General features: G+C 54.5%; 10 protein-coding genes. 7 read left to right on the top strand and 3 right to left on the bottom strand.

The features are described from left to right. Nucleotides 1-29 precede the first annotated feature (29 nt). From HNV11_RS03040 to HNV11_RS03025, 4 genes are all read left to right on the top strand, one after another. Nucleotides 30-1,778 (top strand): ATP-binding protein, encoded by a 1,749-nt coding sequence (locus HNV11_RS03040; protein ID WP_171738252.1) that lies wholly within the window; start codon nucleotides 30-32, stop codon nucleotides 1,776-1,778. Nucleotides 1,779-1,877: 99 nt separating this feature from the next. Further along, nucleotides 1,878-5,105 carry a SusC/RagA family TonB-linked outer membrane protein gene (locus HNV11_RS03035; RefSeq protein ID WP_171738251.1) on the top strand — a complete coding sequence of 1,076 codons (3,228 nt, stop codon included), beginning with the start codon at nucleotides 1,878-1,880 and terminating at the stop codon, nucleotides 5,103-5,105. 93 nt (nucleotides 5,106-5,198) lie between these two features. Continuing rightward, a complete protein-coding gene (locus HNV11_RS03030) occupies nucleotides 5,199-6,770 on the top strand; it encodes a RagB/SusD family nutrient uptake outer membrane protein (RefSeq protein ID WP_171738250.1) in 1,572 nt (523 codons plus the stop codon). A 106-nt stretch (nucleotides 6,771-6,876) separates the two neighbouring features. Further along, a complete protein-coding gene (locus tag HNV11_RS03025) occupies nucleotides 6,877-7,962 on the top strand; it encodes an IPT/TIG domain-containing protein (protein ID WP_171738249.1) in 1,086 nt (361 codons plus the stop codon). 169 nt (nucleotides 7,963-8,131) lie between these two features. Here HNV11_RS03025 and HNV11_RS03020 read toward each other — a convergent pair whose 3' ends face one another. Then, nucleotides 8,132-8,938 (bottom strand): 3-keto-disaccharide hydrolase, encoded by an 807-nt coding sequence (locus tag HNV11_RS03020; protein WP_171738248.1) that lies wholly within the window; start codon nucleotides 8,936-8,938, stop codon nucleotides 8,132-8,134. A gap of 165 nt (nucleotides 8,939-9,103) precedes the next feature. Between HNV11_RS03020 and HNV11_RS03015 the strand changes: the two genes are divergently transcribed. Together HNV11_RS03015 and HNV11_RS03010 are read left to right on the top strand one after the other, a co-directional pair. Beyond that, a complete protein-coding gene (locus HNV11_RS03015; protein WP_171738247.1) occupies nucleotides 9,104-10,990 on the top strand; it encodes a family 16 glycoside hydrolase in 1,887 nt (628 codons plus the stop codon). A 32-nt stretch (nucleotides 10,991-11,022) separates the two neighbouring features. Next, nucleotides 11,023-13,050, top strand: coding sequence for a c-type cytochrome (locus HNV11_RS03010; RefSeq protein ID WP_171738246.1), 2,028 nt, complete (start codon nucleotides 11,023-11,025; stop codon nucleotides 13,048-13,050). 79 nt (nucleotides 13,051-13,129) lie between these two features. Here HNV11_RS03010 and HNV11_RS03005 read toward each other — a convergent pair whose 3' ends face one another. Further along, complete coding sequence (locus tag HNV11_RS03005) at nucleotides 13,130-14,140, bottom strand: GNAT family N-acetyltransferase (protein ID WP_240163733.1); 1,011 nt, start codon at nucleotides 14,138-14,140, stop codon at nucleotides 13,130-13,132. Beyond that, nucleotides 14,137-15,546: a chromosomal replication initiator protein DnaA gene (dnaA, locus tag HNV11_RS03000; protein ID WP_171742045.1), complete on the bottom strand. Its 1,410-nt coding sequence runs from the start codon at nucleotides 15,544-15,546 to the stop codon at nucleotides 14,137-14,139. The genes HNV11_RS03005 and dnaA overlap by 4 nt, the downstream gene beginning before the upstream one ends. Before the next feature lie 294 nt (nucleotides 15,547-15,840). Here dnaA and HNV11_RS02995 point away from each other — a divergent pair, with 294 nt between their 5' ends. Beyond that, the gene (locus tag HNV11_RS02995) at nucleotides 15,841-17,175 is read left to right on the top strand and encodes a methylmalonyl-CoA mutase family protein (RefSeq protein ID WP_171738245.1); all 1,335 of its coding nucleotides are present in this window, start codon (nucleotides 15,841-15,843) and stop codon (nucleotides 17,173-17,175) included. Nucleotides 17,176-17,232: the final 57 nt, after the last annotated feature.

Here is a 17,232-nt window from a genome sequence, read left to right as displayed (position 1 = left end):
AAAACGAACCTCCCTTAGGTCTTTGATCAATGAAGTTTTGCCTTGCCTTTTACCTGTTGCTCGCCCTGCATTGCCTGCTCGGGCAGATGTCGGTTAAAGCGGATACTCCGCCCATCGACAGCGTCAAAAAACAGATAAAGCAGCTGGTTACCACTAAAAAATATGCGCAGGCTGGCGATTCGTATGAGCGATTGGGCTGGCTTTACCACCATCAGTTTGGCTATAACAAGTACACCATGGACGCTTATTTCAACAGCTTGAAATACTATAGCCTGGCGGGCGATTCGGTGGGGTACTATACGCAGCATATTAAGATTGGCGATTACTACACGCACGATTATTTCATGCAGGCGTCGGCCGAAAAATACCTTCGGAAAGCCCTGCAGTTTTTTGAGCGAAGCCAGAACCAGCCTAAAGTCATCGAGTGCCGGCTGGGACTGGCCAATATTGATCAGAAGAAAGTCCCGTTACCGAAAAACCTGTTGACCGAACTGCGCGAAACCGAACGAATGAGTGCTCAGTACAGGCAGCCCTATTTTCAGGCGTTTGCCCAGAATCTGCTGGCCAACACCTATTCGCGGGTTAAAATGCCCGACTCGGCTCAGTACTTCGCCACCCGAAGCCTGGCCATCGCGCAACGGATAAACGTAAACTGGCTGATTGCCCTGAATCACTTTTATCTGGGGATTGTCGAGCAGTTTAAAGATCACCCGAAAGCTGCGCTGGAAGCCTATCGGAAAAGCTACCAGTTGGCCAAAGCCGAGAAAAATGTGGCTATGCTGCGCGAGCTAGCCAAGCATTCAGCCGATAGTTATTCCCGCATGGGTGATTACAAACAGGCCTATCAGGCTTCTCTGCAGTCCATGGGGTTTGCCGACCAGTTTTACCTCTCCGAGCAGACTAAAAGTATTCGGTTGCAGGAGTTAGACAGCCAGATCAAGACGCTGGCGGTAGAGAGAGAGTTAGTGGAGCAACAGAGCCGTCACCAGCGTATATTGAACACAACCTTGGCTATCATTTTAATTATCAGCGTTTTAGGCGTAATGTCGCTATTCTTTTTGCGCAGGCAACAGAAACTGATTACGCACCAGCAGTCCGTGATTGCCCAGCAGCAGATCCGGCAATTGGAATTGAAATCGTTGCGGGCGATGATCGAAGGGCAGGAAGGCGAACGGAGCCGCATTGCCCGTGACCTGCACGATGGACTGGGTATCCAGCTATCGCGGATCAAACTGTTTGTGGAAGCGCATCAGGAACGGTTGCCCTTATCCGTCAAGGACCCTCTGAACCAGTTCCTGGATGAAGCCTGCACTGAAACCCGACTGATTTCCAACGACCTGCGACCTTATGCCTTGTCGACGTTCGGGCTGATTACGGCGCTGGACGATCTGGTTCAAAAGCTGAACCTGGTCAATCAGACCGAACTGACGCTGGAGCATTACGGTGAGCTTCCGGACCTGGGCGACGAAGCATCGGCAATGATTTACCGGGTCATCCAGGAACTCCTGAATAACGCCTTAAAACACGCAAACGCCCAGGCCATTACGGTGCAGATTATGGCTAACGACGAAACCTTGCTGATCAGTGTCGATGACGACGGCCAGGGGGGCGATTTCCCCGACGGCCCTGCCAAAGGTAACGGCGTTGCCAACATCCGGTCCCGTATTGATTACCTCGGCGGGCAGGTTATGTGGCAGAGCGAGCCGGGCCGGGGAACATCTGTTATGATTTCGATCCCGATGCAAAAACTGGTCAAACCTACAGCCACAGTCGCCTGAATGATACAACTTCATATAAGCTCAAAAGCTGAGCTATTCCCGGAATTACCTACTAATACGATTACTTCTATTGCCTAACACAATTAATTTCCCTCTTATATGATTAAACATGTGCTTTCAGGATTCGTCCTCCTGAGTAGCTGGCTTACTGTCTCTGCTCATGAACGAACCATAACCAGAACCGCGCCCGATGTAAATCGGATGGCTCTGGCTGCTACCCGGCATGCGCAGGCGGGCGTCAATGGCCCGTTGGATACAAAAGCGTTGATTAAAGGAACGGTATCCGATGAAAAAGGGAATACGCTTCCCGGTGCAACTGTATCGGTAAAAGGTACCCAGTTGGGAACCACAACGGATGTCAATGGCGCGTTCTCGATCAATATGCCGGCGGGGGCTAAAACCCTGGTCATCTCGTTTATCGGCATGAAAACGCAGGAAGTTGAAGTGGGCAGCCGCACAACGCTGAACATCACCCTGCAAACTGCCGATCAGTCGCTGGACGAGGTCGTTGTTATTGGTTACGGTACGGCTAAGCGGTCGGACGTTACGTCGTCGATCACGACGGTGAAGGCGGCCGAACTAAAGGATATCCCAGCTGCCGGTGTGGACCAGCTCCTGCAGGGTAAAGCTGCTGGTGTTACGGTTACCAGCAACGGTGGTCAGCCGGGCGGTGGCGTGTCGGTTAAAGTTCGGGGCGTTACGTCCATCAATAGCAACGACCCGCTGTTTGTAATTGACGGCGTGCCATTTGTAGGCGGCAACACCTCAAGCAGCTCCGGTTACGCGGGTCTGGGTGGCAGCGACGGTCAAACTGGTAACTCGGTGATGGCCATGCTGAACCCGAACGACATCGAGAGCATCGACGTGCTGAAAGATGCGTCGGCGCAGGCAATTTACGGTTCGCAGGCGGCCAACGGCGTGATTCTGATCACGACCAAGAAAGGCAAGCAGGGCGAAGGTAAGATCAACTACGAAATGTACACGGGCGTGTCGGAAGTGGCCAAGCGGCTCGATCTGATGAACCTGCGGGATTTTGCCCGGTATCAGAACGAAGTGTTGCCACTAATTGGCAACCCGGTCGCTGACGAGTTCAAGAACCCGGATCTGCTGGGCGATGGTACCGACTGGCAGGAGGCTATGTTCCAGCGTGGTAAAATCAACAACCACCAGCTAAGCTTCTCGGGCGGCCGCGACAAGACGACGTACTACCTCTCGCTCAACTACTTCGACAACAAGGGGATTATCTTGGGGTCGGATTTCAAGCGGTATGCCTCGCGGTTCAGCCTCGACAGCCAGTTGAAAAGCTGGGCGAAGGTAGGTATTAGTGCGAACGTATCGCGCAGTATTCAGAACGTTTCGCTGGCCGATGCGGCCGAAGGAACGATCTGGTGGGGCGCTTCGACCAGCCCGCTGACGCCGGTGAAAAACATCGACGGCACCTGGGGCGGTGGCCAGACGGTTGGTGGCGTGCAATACTACGGCTCGAACCTCGTGGGGAACAGCCAGTTCCGGGGCAACACCAAAACGACAAACAACATCTTTGGTAGCCTGTACGCAGAACTGCAGTTCACCAAAGATCTGTCACTGAGGAACGAACTATCGTACTCGCTGGGTCAGGATAACAACGTAGCGTATCAGAAAGCCGGTAACGTAGGGACGACCTCATTCCGCAGCAAGCTGATCGACTCACGCTCGGACAGCTACTACTGGTCACTGACGAACTACCTGAGCTACAACAAATATATTGGTAAGCACGGGATTCAGGCGACGGCAGGTCACCAGGCGCAGAACTCGTACTACCAGGCGATTTCGGGTACCAAGGTCGATCTGCAGGCGAACATTTTAGACCTCAACACGGGTAGTGCTGACCAGACCACCTGGGGCCTGGGCGGAGGCAAAGGTCAGTGGGCAATGGAATCGTGGTTCGCCCGCGCCAACTACACCTACGATGACCGCTATTCGGTTTCGGCCAGCTTCCGGGCTGACGGCTCGTCGAACTTCGGCCCGAACAACCGGTGGGGTTATTTCCCCGGCGTGTCGGTCGGCTGGACAATCTCGAACGAGAAATTCATGAAAGGTGCTATCGCTAACGTTTTGAGCTACGCCAAATTCCGCGCCGGGTACGGTGCCGTTGGTAACCAGAACTTCCCCGGCGGTGCGCCTAACCCGGCATACGTAGGTGCGGTGCAGTTCTTCTCGGGCCCCGTGGGCTTCGGGTCGTCGAACATGATCAACGGGATTCCTAACCCGAACCTCAAGTGGGAGTCGGTAAGAACGACCAACGCCGGTATCGACCTGGGCTTCCTGAACGGCCGGATCGACGCGACCATCGACGTTTACAAGAAAGTAACGTCGGACATGATTATCTTCCTGACCGGCCCGAACCTGATTGGTGTCGGCGATCAGTGGGATGACCTGAAAGCGCCACTGGGTAACGCCGGTCAGATGACCAATACGGGTGTTGACCTGAGCCTGACAACAACCAACATCAAGAAAGGTAACTTCAGCTGGAAGACCAACGGCGTACTGACGCAGTTCACCAACCGGTACGACAAAGCCGCTTCGGCAGCTTCGGCGCTGGATGGTAAGATCTACTACAACAACTACCTCGTTACGCACACCACGCCGGGCCGTCCGGTTGGCTCATTCTGGGGTCTAGTTACCGATGGGCTGTTCCGTACGCAGGAAGAACTGGCCAGCAGCCTGCCGCAGTTTGGCTATAAAGTGAACCAGAATGAAACCTGGCTGGGTGACATCCGTTACAAGGACGTTAACGGCGACGGCAAAATAGACGCTGGCGATTATACCTTCATTGGCAGCCCGCTACCGAAGTTCACCTGGGGATTCACCAATACGCTTAATTACGGCGACATCGACTTCTCGCTGTTCCTGCAGGGCAGCCAGGGCGCCAAGGCGTTCAACTTCCTGCGCTGGCAGCTCGAAAGCCTGAACAATGCCTATACCAACCAGTTGCGTACGGTGACCGACCGCTACACGGCTGACAATACGGATGGCGCACTGCCCCGCTTTACGGCGACCAACAAGAACAACACGGCCATGTCGGACCGCTACGTAGAAGACGCATCGTACGCCCGGATTCAGAACATTACGCTGGGTTACCGCCTGCCGAAAAATCTGCTGAGCAAAGTGCGGGTGCAGAACCTGCGCATCTACGGGTCAATCCAGAACCTGAAGACGTTCACCAAGTACTCGGGCTACGATCCGGAAATCGGCTCATTCAATAACAGCATCAAGCTGATGAACGTCGACGCCGGTCACTACCCGAATCCCCGCACGTTCACCATCGGCGCTAATCTGCAATTCTAATTATTGAGTGAATGAGCGATTGGGTGATTGAGCAAAAAGCTCCCGCCCAACCACTCAATCGCTTACTCACTCAATCACTCAATACAAAAAGACATGAAACGGAAAATCATATATGCTGCGTTACTGGCTCCGGCATTGATGCTGACCAGTTGCAAAGAAGATTTCATTGACCGGCCTTCGCTGTCGGGTACTACGACCGGTAACTATTACAACAGTGCCGAACAGGTCCGGGCTGCTACCAGCACGCTGTACAGTGGCCTGCCCTGGCGGAACTACGAAAGCCGGGCGCAGGATGCCATCGGCGACGTGATGGGTGGTAATATGTTTACCTATACCGATACGGAATACCTCAACTTCACGGTATCAGCCGCTTCGGAGCGGGTTGGAGCTGCCTGGGGTGCTTTTTACAAAATCATTGGCTACTCGAACGTAATGCTGAAAACGTTTGAGGAGAAAAAAGCAGCCGGTGGCGACGCCAGCTACCTCGACCCCGCTATTGCAGAGGCTCACTTCATCCGGGGTATGCTGTATTTCTATATTGCCCGCACCTGGGGCGCGGCTCCGATCATCACCGATCCGGGTGCTACGGCGCTGTCGGGTGACTTCAACATTCCCCGGTATCTGCAGAAGGATGTGCTGCGTTTCGCACTCGAAGAGCTGCAGCTGGCGGAGAAAAACCTGCCGGAGTCGGACGTTCCGGGCCGGGTCACCAAATACTCAGCTAAGGGCATGATGGCAAAGCTGTATCTGTATAACAAGGACTACGCTAACGCCAAAGCCAAAGCCGAAGAGGTCATCAATTCGGGTAAGTACACTCTGGTGAGCGATTACGAAGGCATGTTCACCAAAATGAGCATGAACAACAACGCCGAGTCGCTTTTCTCAATCCAGCACCAGTTTGCACAGGACCCCTGGGGAACGGGTAACATCAAGAACCCCGACCGGGGTGCGGGTGCCCTGCGTACGTCGGAAGCCGATGCCTGGGAAATGTACGTTCCTTCCATCGACATGCTGAAAGAATATGAATTCGGCGATCTGCGTCGGAAATGGTCGGTGATGGAACAGGGCTGGACGAAACCAACCTGGAAACCCCAGCGTGCCAACGCGCCGGTATACAACGCGTTCATGGCCAATGGCTTTAAATACGATACGCTCCAGCCAACCAACGACGGCGGTAGCCTGAGCCCAACCCGCGCCAACATCGTGAAATACTTCGCGGGTCCGGGTAAGAGCTTCGGTGGTGAGCCGGTGCTGGGCCAGAACTCGGGGAACAACGTCGTGCTGCTGCGCTACGCCGATATTCTGCTGATCTATGCCGAAGCCGTTCTGGGAGCCAACGCTTCGACATCGGACACCAAAGCGCTCGACGCGCTGAACCAGGTTAGACGCCGGGCGGGTCTGAACCCCAAGACGTCCATCACACTCGACGACATCCTGCACGAGCGCCGGGTCGAGTTTGCGTTCGAAGGCGACTACTGGTACGATATTCAGCGGCAGGGTTTTGCCAAAGCGAAAGCCATCATCGAGAAACAGAACCGGGGTACCGTTACGGCAGCAACGTATCTGACCAACTTCACGCAGGATAAGATGTTCCTGCCCATTCCGGCCGGTGAGATTATACAAGACCCTGAACTGGGCAAAGAGCCGGTTCCGTATTATAAGTGATAAACTTGTCATTCGATAGTCGTTAAGCGGTCATTTGCTGTCTGAAACAACCAATGGCCGTAAGTGACCACTTAATGACTATAGATGACCGAAAACCAAGCATTCCATGAACTTCTATAAATCCATTTCATTAGCGAGCCTGACCCTTCTGACCGGGTTTGCGCTTAGCTCCTGCGAAAAAGACACGGACGGACGGCCACAGATCAGCCCGGGCACGCCCGTAGCGAGCAAAATCATGCCGGATTCGGCAGCGGGTGGCTCAGTCGTTACGCTGACGGGTACCGGTCTGGGCGACATCCGCACCATTGTATTTGAGAAACAGAACGTACCGGCCGGTTTCCAGCCCACACTCAATACCAGCGAAGCGCTAATTTTTCGGGTACCTGCCGATGCCTCGGGTGGCAAGCAGAACGTCGTATTCACCAATAGCGCCGGACAGTCGGTAACGGTGCCGTTTAAGGTTCTGGCTTACCCAACCGTGAGCGATGTATCGAACTATCTTTTCACAAAGGGAACGGTGATTACGGTTACCGGTAACAACCTCGACGACGTAACGGCGGTTGCTGTTGCTGACTCAGTGAAAGGAATTTCGGACGCGGCAACGATTGTTTCGAAATCGAAAAAGGAGCTGGTTGTTCAGATGCCGGCGACGACGCTGAACCGGGGAACCCTGAGTATTACCAACAGCACGGGCCGGATGCGCACGAAACAGGAGTTTATCAACGTCGATAAGGCTTACAAAATCTTTACCGATAGCTACGGCACTGACTTCCAGGATGCATCCTGGGGTGATGCCGGCGTTAAATCGACCAAGGAGTTCAAGGATGGAACGGCCTCGGCGGCCAAGACCTTCCAGAAAGGCAACTGGCACCTGATCGGCTTCGCCAACTGGGGTGCGTCGGCGCTCACTTATTCGCCGGACTATACTTACATTACGGGCTGGATCAAAGGCGCTTCGGCCGACTACTCGCTCTACCTGACGACCGACGCCAGCGCTGGTGGTTTCGGTGGCTTTAGTGAGAAAAACCGGATCGACGTAAAAGCAAATACCTGGACGTATTTCAAGCTTAAGCTGTCGGATATCGACTTCTGGTCGGCGGGCAAAACCCTCAAGCAGGTTGGCTTCCGCATCAAAGGCCCGGATAAGCAGGATGAGACGTTCTACTTCGATGATATCATGCTGGTGAAGTAATCCAGACTTTCCACCATCGTTTAACCCACCAATGGCCACCCGGCTGTTGGTGGGTTCTTTTTTAGGCAAGCCCTGTTACTACAATCATACCCCCGTAAAAAAACTAACGTACAAATAGGGCAGGGTAGCCCTATTTGTACGTTAGCAAAGAAGTCAGGCAATTTATGGCTTACAAAGGCCGAACCCAGATATTGCGGAAACCAACCGGGTTACCGTGATCCTGAAGCAGGATTGGGCCGGCGCCGTGGGCCTGCACTTTCGGATAACCGATATACTCGGTTGTGCCGCGAATCGGCGTGTGATTCTGAACCAGCACACCATTCAGCAAAACCGTAACGTACGCGAAATCGGTCATCAGGCCAGCTTTGTTAAACTTCGGCGCCTGGTAGATGACATCATACGTCTGCCATTCGCCCGGTTTGCGGCTGGGGTTAACCAGCGGAATCGCCTGCTTGTAGATCGAACCAACCATCCCGTTTACGTAGGTCGGGTTGTTGTAGTTATCCAGCACCTGCAGCTCGTAGCGGCCCTGCAGAAAAACACCGCTGTTACCGCGACCCTGGCTATTGCCTTCTACTTTCTCCGGCGTTTTAAACTCCAGATGCAGTTGAAAATCATCGAACTCCTTTTTGGAACGGGCCGAAAAGCCTTTTGTAGAGTACATCACCCCATCCTGCACCGGCCACTTCAACGGGCCTTCGTTGGTGTTCTCCCAGTTGGCAGGTGAATAGCCTTTTATAGCTACCCATTCGTCCGTGTTTTTACCATCGAACAGCACAACGGCATCCGAAGGCGCAGTTATGCCGCTTGTACTGGCAGAGATGCTCCCCGGCGTTATAACGGGCGGTACGGGCTCCCATATCTCACTGGACTGGGGGGTTTGTTTGTTGGGTTCGACCTGGGCCGCGGCTGGGTTAATTAACGCCAGACCGAGCATACTTACGCAGGCGGCAATTGATAACGGGACGTTTTTCATGAAGATATAAAGGGGTAAAAGAATTTACGGTTAATCAGCTTCTGCCTCATTTCTGATCGGGAAAGAACGGCTTAACCAAAAACATTCAAAGATAGAGCAAATGCGGTTTCGCGTCCTTTTTAGAAGAAAAAATGGTAAATTTCAGGCCTCTAATTATCTTTCCTGATGATAAAAATAACAGCTACAGCCCGTTTCTACTGCCTGCTGAGCGTTGGCTGGGCGATGGGTGCCAGTCTGGCCGTTGCTCAGCCGACTCCCACGCCGGGTACGCCGATATCCCTCAACGACCTGAGCGCTTTTAAACCCGCGACCGCCAACTGGCGTATTGTTGGCAGCGTTCGCGCCGACCTGAACAAACCTAACACGCTCATTACGGGCAAAGGCACCGACGTGCTGGCGAATATTCCGCAGTCGAATACGCCACCCAGCGAAAAAGACGCTCAGAAGTATAACCTCTTCACGAACCTGCAGCACGGCGACATAGATCTTGAACTGGATTATATGATTGCCGCCAAGTCCAATTCAGGAGTATATCTGCAGGGCCGCTACGAAGTGCAGTTGTTTGATAGCTGGGATGTCCGCAGCCCGCGTGCGATTGATAACGGCTCAATCTATGAACGGTGGGACCCGAAGCGGCCCGAGGGTCAGAATGGCTACGAAGGCCACCCAGCCCGGCAGAACGCCAGCCGCGCCCCCGGCCTGTGGCAGCACCTGAAGATTTCGTTTCAGGCTCCGCGCTTTAATGCCAACGGACAGAAGACTGAAAATGCCCGCATGATCCGCGTCGAGCTGAACGGCGTTGTCATCCACGAAGATGTTGAACTCACCGGCCCAACCCGGGCGGCTGCCTTCGACGACGAAAAGCCCCTTGGCCCAATTATGCTGCAGGGCGATCATGGCGCCGTAGCCTTCCGCGATATCCGTTACGTCGCTTACGATAAGCCCCGCCCCGAACTGGTCAATCTGAAATACTCCGTATACAAAGGCAAGTTCGAAAAGGAGCCGGAATACGACAGAACAGCACCTGAATCCGAAGGACCAACCCAGGTACTGTCGGCTTCCGTGACCCGCATTCCGAATGAGTTTCTGATTCGCTACACCGGTACGCTGCGCGTGTCGGAGCCGGGCGAGTACCGCTTAAACCTCGGTGCATCGGGGGGCGGTGGTATGCTCAAGATCAACAACCAGACCATCCTCGGCCCCGGACGCTCCAATGGTCGGGGACAGGCGACCCTGCCCAAAGGCGATCTGCCCTTTGAACTGCTCTATTCAAAATTTGTGGATTGGGCCAGACCCGCGTTAGGGCTGGCTATAGCCGGTCCCGGCATCCGAGAGTTCGTCATCAGCGACGCAAATGGCGGCACGGGCGAAGAAGTTGACCCAATCATTGTTGACGCGCCCACCAACACGATTCTGCGCAGCTTTATGGATATGCCGGGCGAGAAAAATACGCAGGGCCGGACTCTCCGCGTGGTTCACGCCGTATCGGTAGGTAGTCCCGATGGCGTGCATTACACCTACGACCTGGACAAAGGAGCGCTGATCCAGGTCTGGCGTGGTTCGTTCCTTGACGCTACGCCCATGTGGCACGACCGGGGCGATGGTTCGTCGCGGCCAATGGGTATGGTTCAGCGCATGGGCGCCCCCGTGCTGTTTTTGGCCAAACTCGCGTCGCCCCAGGCCAACTGGACAGCTGACACGACCGGATCGGGTTACCGGCCCAAAGGTTACGTGCTGGACAACGAAGACCGCCCAACGTTCCGCTACCAGAGTTACGGCGCTTCGGTCGATGATAAGATTCGGGTCCTAAGCGAAGGCAAAGGCATTCAGCGCGAAGTAACGTTAACCAATCCTGCCGGTGACCTGTATGCCCGGCTAATCAGTGGTACCAGCATTAGCCCCATCGAAAACGGTATGTACCTCGTTGATGGGCAGCAGTACGTTCGGCTGGACGATCTGAACGGAGCCAAACCAACGGTTCGCGATGCCAACGGTCGCCAGGAGCTGATTGTGCCGGTAAAAGGTAAAGTGGTTTACTCGATCTTGTTTTAACAATCCGCTTGGGCCAGCCCCGAGCCATTGCTATGAAAAAAATCTTAACTATTCTCTCGGTAGCTGCCGGATTGTCAGCCGCCTGGGGGCAGGAATCGCCCAAAGAAGAGGACTTCTTTAAAATTCTGAAAGTAACGGCGCCCGAAGGAACACTGCTTGAAGTAGGCGGCCTGACCGTAATGCCCGATGGGAATCTGGGCATTGCAACGCGCCGGGGCGACGTCTGGATTGTCGAGAACCCAAGCAGCCGCAAACCCTTTTTCCGCAAGTTCGCGTCGGGTTTGCACGAAATTCTGGGCTTAACCTATAAAGATGGTGCACTGTACTGCGCCCAGCGCGGGGAACTCACCAAAATGATCGACTCTGATAAAGACGGTAAGGCCGACATCTTCGAGACGGTCTTTGCCTGGCCTCTCTCGGGTCACTATCACGAGTATAGCTTCGGTCCCAAGATTGCGCCCGACGGCCAGTTTTTCGTAACGGGTAACGTAGCCTTCGGCGACGAAGAATGGTGGCGGGGCGAAAGCCGCGTGCCCTGGCGGGGCTGGACCATGAAGATCAGCGAGAACGGCACCATGCAGCCCTGGGCCACGGGCATGCGCTCTCCCTGCGGACTGGGTATCTACGACGGCGAACTATTCTACTCCGATAATCAGGGCGAATGGATGGGTTCCGGGGGCGTGTTTCACGTCAAGAAAGGCTCTTTTACAGGCCATCCGGCGGGTTTACGCTGGACCGGCATGGCCAACTCCCCCGTAAAGCTTTCCCCAGAACAGTTCACCGCCAAAATTGACGAACGTCGTCGTCGGGATGAGAACGGGCGGGCCATCAAACCCGAAAACGTCGTAAATGAAACGCCCAATCTTCTGTATGCTATGAAGGAGCAGTTCCCCGGCGTCGACATTCAGACCCCGGCGGTCTGGCTGCCGCACGGAATTCTGGGCATTTCCAACTCCGAAATCGTAGAGATTCCGCAGGGTGCATTCGGGCCGTTTTCCGGTCAGTTACTCGTCGGTGATCAGGGCATGAGCAAAATCTCGCGGGTGTTCATGGAGAAAGTCAACGGCGAATACCAGGGTGGCGCCATCGAACTACGTAACGGCTTCCGGTCGGGCGTGTTGCGGATGGCCTGGGGGAAAGATGGCTCCCTGTTCGTAGGCGAAACCAACCGGGGCTGGGGCTCAGCGGGCGAAGCAAATGAAGGTCTACAGCGCTTAGTCTGGAATGGTGTTGTGCCCTTCGAGATGCGTACCGTAAAAGCCATGCCCGATGGCTTTGAGATCGAGTTCACGAAGCCCGTTGACCGTAAATCGGCCGAAGACCTGGCCTCCTATCGGGTCGAGAGCTTTATTTATAAATACCATCCGGTTTACGGCAGCCCGACCATCAACAAAGAAGCGTTACCCATCAAAGGCGTAAAGGTTTCTGAAGACGGTATGAAGGCCCGCCTGCTGGTGGATAATCTCCGTAGATACTACATCCATCAGTTGACGCTCGATGGTGTTCGGGGTACCGAAGGGTCCTACTCGCTGGTTCATCCGATTGCTTACTATACGCTCAACAATATTCCGGATGGCCAGAAACTGGCTATGAGCGAGGTCAGCACGAGAAACTCAGCCGCTGCATCGGCCGCCCCGGCAGCCGCGCCCGCTGCTTCAACGAGTAAATCGGCACCAGCCAGGAAGGGAGCACCCGCCAAAGCAAACGCAACCACGGGCGGCAAGCCAAAACTGAAGGAGGGTCAGGCCGTAACGATGGCCAAAGCGCCGACTTATGACGAGGTGAAAGGCTTACTGACCCGCCATACGTGTCTGGCCTGCCATCAGGCTAACAAACGGCAGGTTGGACCGGCCTATGCCGACGTAGCTAAGCGTAAATACACCAATGACCAGATTGTGGAGCTGATCTATAATCCCAAACCGCAAAACTGGCCGGAATACGCCACCGAAATGCCCCCAATGCCGCAGGTGCCCAAGGCCGACGCTCTGAAAATTGCGGCCTGGATCAACTCGCTGGCTCCGTCCGCAGGCAGTGAATCGGCAGGCGAGCCGAAGCCCTAACGAAAAGCGTTAATTAGTAGCCGACGCCGGTTTAAATGAACATTCTCTAATGTTCATTTAAACCGGCGTTTTTGCGTTCTCAGGAAAAGAAGATACGTTTCAGATGCAGGAGCCGTTTCTCCATGAAATTCATCCGGTTCCAGCGGATAGCCCAGAACGGCTCGGCAAGTGCACCGAAGCTCTGGTAAAACTCAGCAATGGAAGCCTTTTCGGGACTTTCAAAATCAAACCAGACCTGCCTGCCCGCGTTCTGCCAAATCATCTGATCAAGCAGCAGCGTTCGGGCGTTTCCACGCCGACCGGATTCGGATGCGGCATTGAACAGATAAATAATCCGGCCGCCCTCCTGCACGAACAGGACCCCGGCTTCAATCTGTCCGTCCCGAAGGGCGTAGCGTAACGTGGCTATTCTACGTTTCTGCAGTTCCTGAACCAGATTTCTGAAGATACCGTAAGCCCATTCAGCTACTCCTCCATCAATACCGTCGACATGATTCTGACGGAACAGGGTTAGCAGGGGTTCGGGATTCAGGTCTTCAACAATAGTCCAGCCAGCACGTTCGGCCCGGCGCAGATTGAGCCGACGGTCGCGGCTGTAATGTTGAACAAGGGCGTCGTACCCAACGGATAGATCAAGTGTATGCGTCGTTCGGGCTTCTACGGAATCGAAGCCTGCCGACAAGGCGGGACGTTGCCGAACGCTGAAGATTGACCCGTACCGAAAGTGCTGCTGGATAGCTTGCCAGAAAAGCGCAGGATCAACGGCCGGATTGCGACTGAAGACGCCCAGCATCTGACAGAATAGCGGCTGGTGAACAACCCATCTATAGACGATACCAGCGACGCCTTTCCGGCGCAGCGGCACCGGCATAACGGCCGCGTAGCCACCCTCCTGATTGGGCATAACCAGCCCAACCCATTTCCAGGCTGGAGCGTGGTGTTCGCCAGCCGGCAGAACGGCATCTAAATACCAGGTATAGCCGTAAACGATGGATTTAGGAGCCTGGGCCACGCAGGCATTCCAGGCGGTATCAATGATTTGAGAACGGGTAAGAACCTGAACGTCCGTTGCCCTTCCGCCCCGACTCACTTGAACAGAGTCTTCAGCTTCTCGACCGAATCACGCGTATCGGCATTTTTAGCGACCAGATCGCTGATGGTCTGAATGGCGTGAATGACCGTGCTGTGGTCGCGACCACCAAAATGATAGCCAATCGATTTGAGCGACAGATCCGTTTTTTCCTTGGCCAGGTACATCGCCACCTGACGCGGGTACACCAGTTCCCGCTTACGGCTTTTCGCTTTCAGATCGGCAACGGTAACGTTAAAAAAATCGGCGACGGCTTCCTGCACCGAGTCGATCGTTACGTCGCGCTCGGAATCCACGACGATGTTGCGCAGCGTCTGCTTGGCCAGTTCGAGGTCAATATCGCGCCGGTTAAGCGATGCCTGTGCCATCAGCGAAACAATCACGCCCTCCAGCTCCCGAACGTTCGTGTTGACGCTATGCGCCAGGTATTCGATGACGTTATCGTCGATATAAATTCCCTCGGCCTGAAGCTTTTTCTGGATAATGGCGATGCGGGTTTCGAGATCGGGCGTTTGCAGATCGGCCGATAACCCCCATTTAAACCGCGACAGCAGCCGGTCTTCCAGTCCGTCGAGTGCCCGTGGCGCCCGGTCGGAGGTCATGATGATCTGCTTGCCCGACTGATGCAGGTGATTGAAGATATGAAAGAATATCTCCTGCGTCTTTTCTTTTTTCTGCAGGAACTGTACGTCGTCAATGACCAGCACGTCCACCTGCATATAGAAACTCGTAAAGTCGCGGATACCGTCGGTTCGGATGGCGTTCAGAAACTGATTCGTAAACTTCTCCGACGTAACGTAGAGGACGAACTTGTTCTGGTTGTTATTCTTGATGTAGTTGCCAATGGCCTGCACCAGGTGGGTTTTACCCAGCCCCACACCCCCGTAAATCATCAGCGGATTGAACGACGTAACCCCCGGCCGCTCGGCCACGGCATAACCTGCCGACCGCGCCAGCCGGTTGCAGTCGCCCTCAACGTAATTATCGAACGTGTAGGTCGGATTCAGGTACGAATCCAGCGTGAGCGAGTCAAGGTCCTTTAGTTGAAACGGACTTTTCAGGATGTCGGGGCTGACATTGTCCGGCTTGGCCGTCTGGGGGGTTTTGGTCGTCGGGACATTCACCGTCAGCGGGCGGTTCTGCTCGTTGCCTTTGTCGACGATAATCGAGTACTCCAGTTGACCATCGCGGCCAATGGCGGTATCCAGGGCTTTACGCAGCGCATGCACAAAGTTTTCTTCGAGCCATTCGTAGAAGAATTCGCTCGGCACCTGTATAGTCAGGATATGCCCGTTGAGCCGCAGCGGTACGATTGGCTCAAACCATGTATTAAAGCTTTGTTCGGGTACGATCTCCCGGATGACGTTCAGACAGCGATTCCACACCGTCATCACTTCACGCTGCATGCCATTCTGAGGAGTTACGTTCACGGGGAGACAATACAAATTACGTTGGTGCCGGTCAAAAAAGGGAGACAAATGTAGGCAAATATCTGACCGGGTCAGCTATCTCCCCGGCTGGATTGCCGCTCTTTTTTGTTGCCGAAACGAAAGTAACGCCAAACGGCCGGAAGGTCAACGCACTACGCTAATCCCTTTGAATAATGCAACCACATTGGACAACAGGGGGTTAAAAGCCTTACGTTTCCCCAGATAAAGATAAACGTTTACATTTACCGACTTATCAACCCGAACCGCTCGATGAACGCACTTTTTTCGGATTCGTTTCCGCCCGTCGATAAAGCAGCCTGGCTGGCGCAAATTCGCCGGGAATTAAAGGACGAAAACGTTTACGAAAGTCTGCGCTGGTTAACGCCAGACGGCTTCGTTGCTGAACCTTACTATACCAGCGAGGATCTGATCACCCTGCCGCTGGACGCAACGCAGGCGGCTCAGAAACACTCTGCGTCGCCGGAGGGAGGTAACGGCTGGCTCAATGCTCCCCAAAAACGCATCAGCAACCCAAAGACGGATAATATGATTCTGCGGAACGCGCTCCGGCAGGGGGCCGATGCGCTGGTGCTTGAACTCCCCGCTGAAATTGACGCGGACAGCGACACCCTAACCCGGCTTCTGAACGGAATAAAGCTAAGCGATACACCCGTCTTTTTTCGCCTGGACTCGCCGGATCAGACCCAATTTATAAAGGCCCTGAAACTCATCGCTCCATATCAACTGAAAGGAGGGTTACTTATGGATACGAATAACTCAACTGTGGAGGCCACCCGACTAACCGCCGATTCGCCCTTGTTTCGAACGATCTGCGTCAGTAGTTCCGTATTTCATAACGCGGGAGCGACGGCAACGCAGGAACTGGCTTTTCTGCTGGCGCGGCTCGGCGATGCCTACGACCAGCTTACCGAGGCCGGCCTGACAACAGAGTTGCTTGCAACTAAAACGCTGCTCTCTGTTTCCGTTGGCACGAGTTATTTCATGGAGATTGCCAAACTACGCGTCCTTCGGGTATTATACAGTCGGTTCCTGCAGGCGTATGGCCAGTCGGCTCCGGCGTTTGTTCATGCGCAGACTTCAACGTTTTACGATGCGCGGACCACGCCGTACACCAATCTGCTGCGGGCCACCACCGAGGCTATGTCGGCTGTTGTAGGCGGGTGCGATGCGCTGACAGTTCACCCTTACGACAGGGTGCTGGGCCAGACGAGTGATTTCTCCGAACGGATTGCCCGTAACGTATCCAGCCTGCTCCGGGACGAAAGTTATTTGGATAAAGTTACCGATCCGTCGGCGGGCTCCTACTACATTGAAAACCTGACCCATCAGTTGGCCGAAGCCGCCTGGGGGTTATTTCTGAACGTTGAGCAGCAGGGCGGTTTTAAAAAAGCGCTGGAGAACGGTTTTATCCAGCACGAAATCGAACAGGCTTATCAGGCCAGAGTTGAGGCCGTCCGCCATGGAAAGGTGTTGGTTGGGGTCACAAAATTTCGGTCCGACGACCCGGCAGCCCCCGCACAACCGGCCGTTCAACGGCTTACTAACTCCTTACCCGACCGCCGATTACCCCAGGAATTTGAGTAATACGTCCTGAGCAGATCGGCTTGAACAGGTTTATGCATGGCAAAAGGGTCTGCGGAC

This window comes from Spirosoma taeanense (assembly GCF_013127955.1).
Classification (GTDB): domain Bacteria; phylum Bacteroidota; class Bacteroidia; order Cytophagales; family Spirosomataceae; genus Spirosoma; species Spirosoma taeanense.
The sequence above is the reverse complement of the archived record's forward strand: the minus strand, read 5'-3'. Positions and strand labels throughout refer to the sequence as shown.

Bases quoted from the DNA above. Each gene is read 5' to 3' on its own strand.
- dnaA (WP_171742045.1), bottom strand. From the start codon at position 15,546: ATGCAGCGTGAAGTGATGACGGTGTGGAATCGCTGTCTGAACGTCATC.
- HNV11_RS03035 (WP_171738251.1), top strand. From the start codon at position 1,878: ATGATTAAACATGTGCTTTCAGGATTCGTCCTCCTGAGTAGCTGGCTT.
- HNV11_RS03015 (WP_171738247.1), top strand. From the start codon at position 9,104: ATGATAAAAATAACAGCTACAGCCCGTTTCTACTGCCTGCTGAGCGTT.
- HNV11_RS03030 (WP_171738250.1), top strand. From the start codon at position 5,199: ATGAAACGGAAAATCATATATGCTGCGTTACTGGCTCCGGCATTGATG.
- HNV11_RS03010 (WP_171738246.1), top strand. From the start codon at position 11,023: ATGAAAAAAATCTTAACTATTCTCTCGGTAGCTGCCGGATTGTCAGCC.
- HNV11_RS03040 (WP_171738252.1), top strand. From the start codon at position 30: ATGAAGTTTTGCCTTGCCTTTTACCTGTTGCTCGCCCTGCATTGCCTG.
- HNV11_RS03020 (WP_171738248.1), bottom strand. From the start codon at position 8,938: ATGAAAAACGTCCCGTTATCAATTGCCGCCTGCGTAAGTATGCTCGGT.
- HNV11_RS03025 (WP_171738249.1), top strand. From the start codon at position 6,877: ATGAACTTCTATAAATCCATTTCATTAGCGAGCCTGACCCTTCTGACC.
- HNV11_RS02995 (WP_171738245.1), top strand. From the start codon at position 15,841: ATGAACGCACTTTTTTCGGATTCGTTTCCGCCCGTCGATAAAGCAGCC.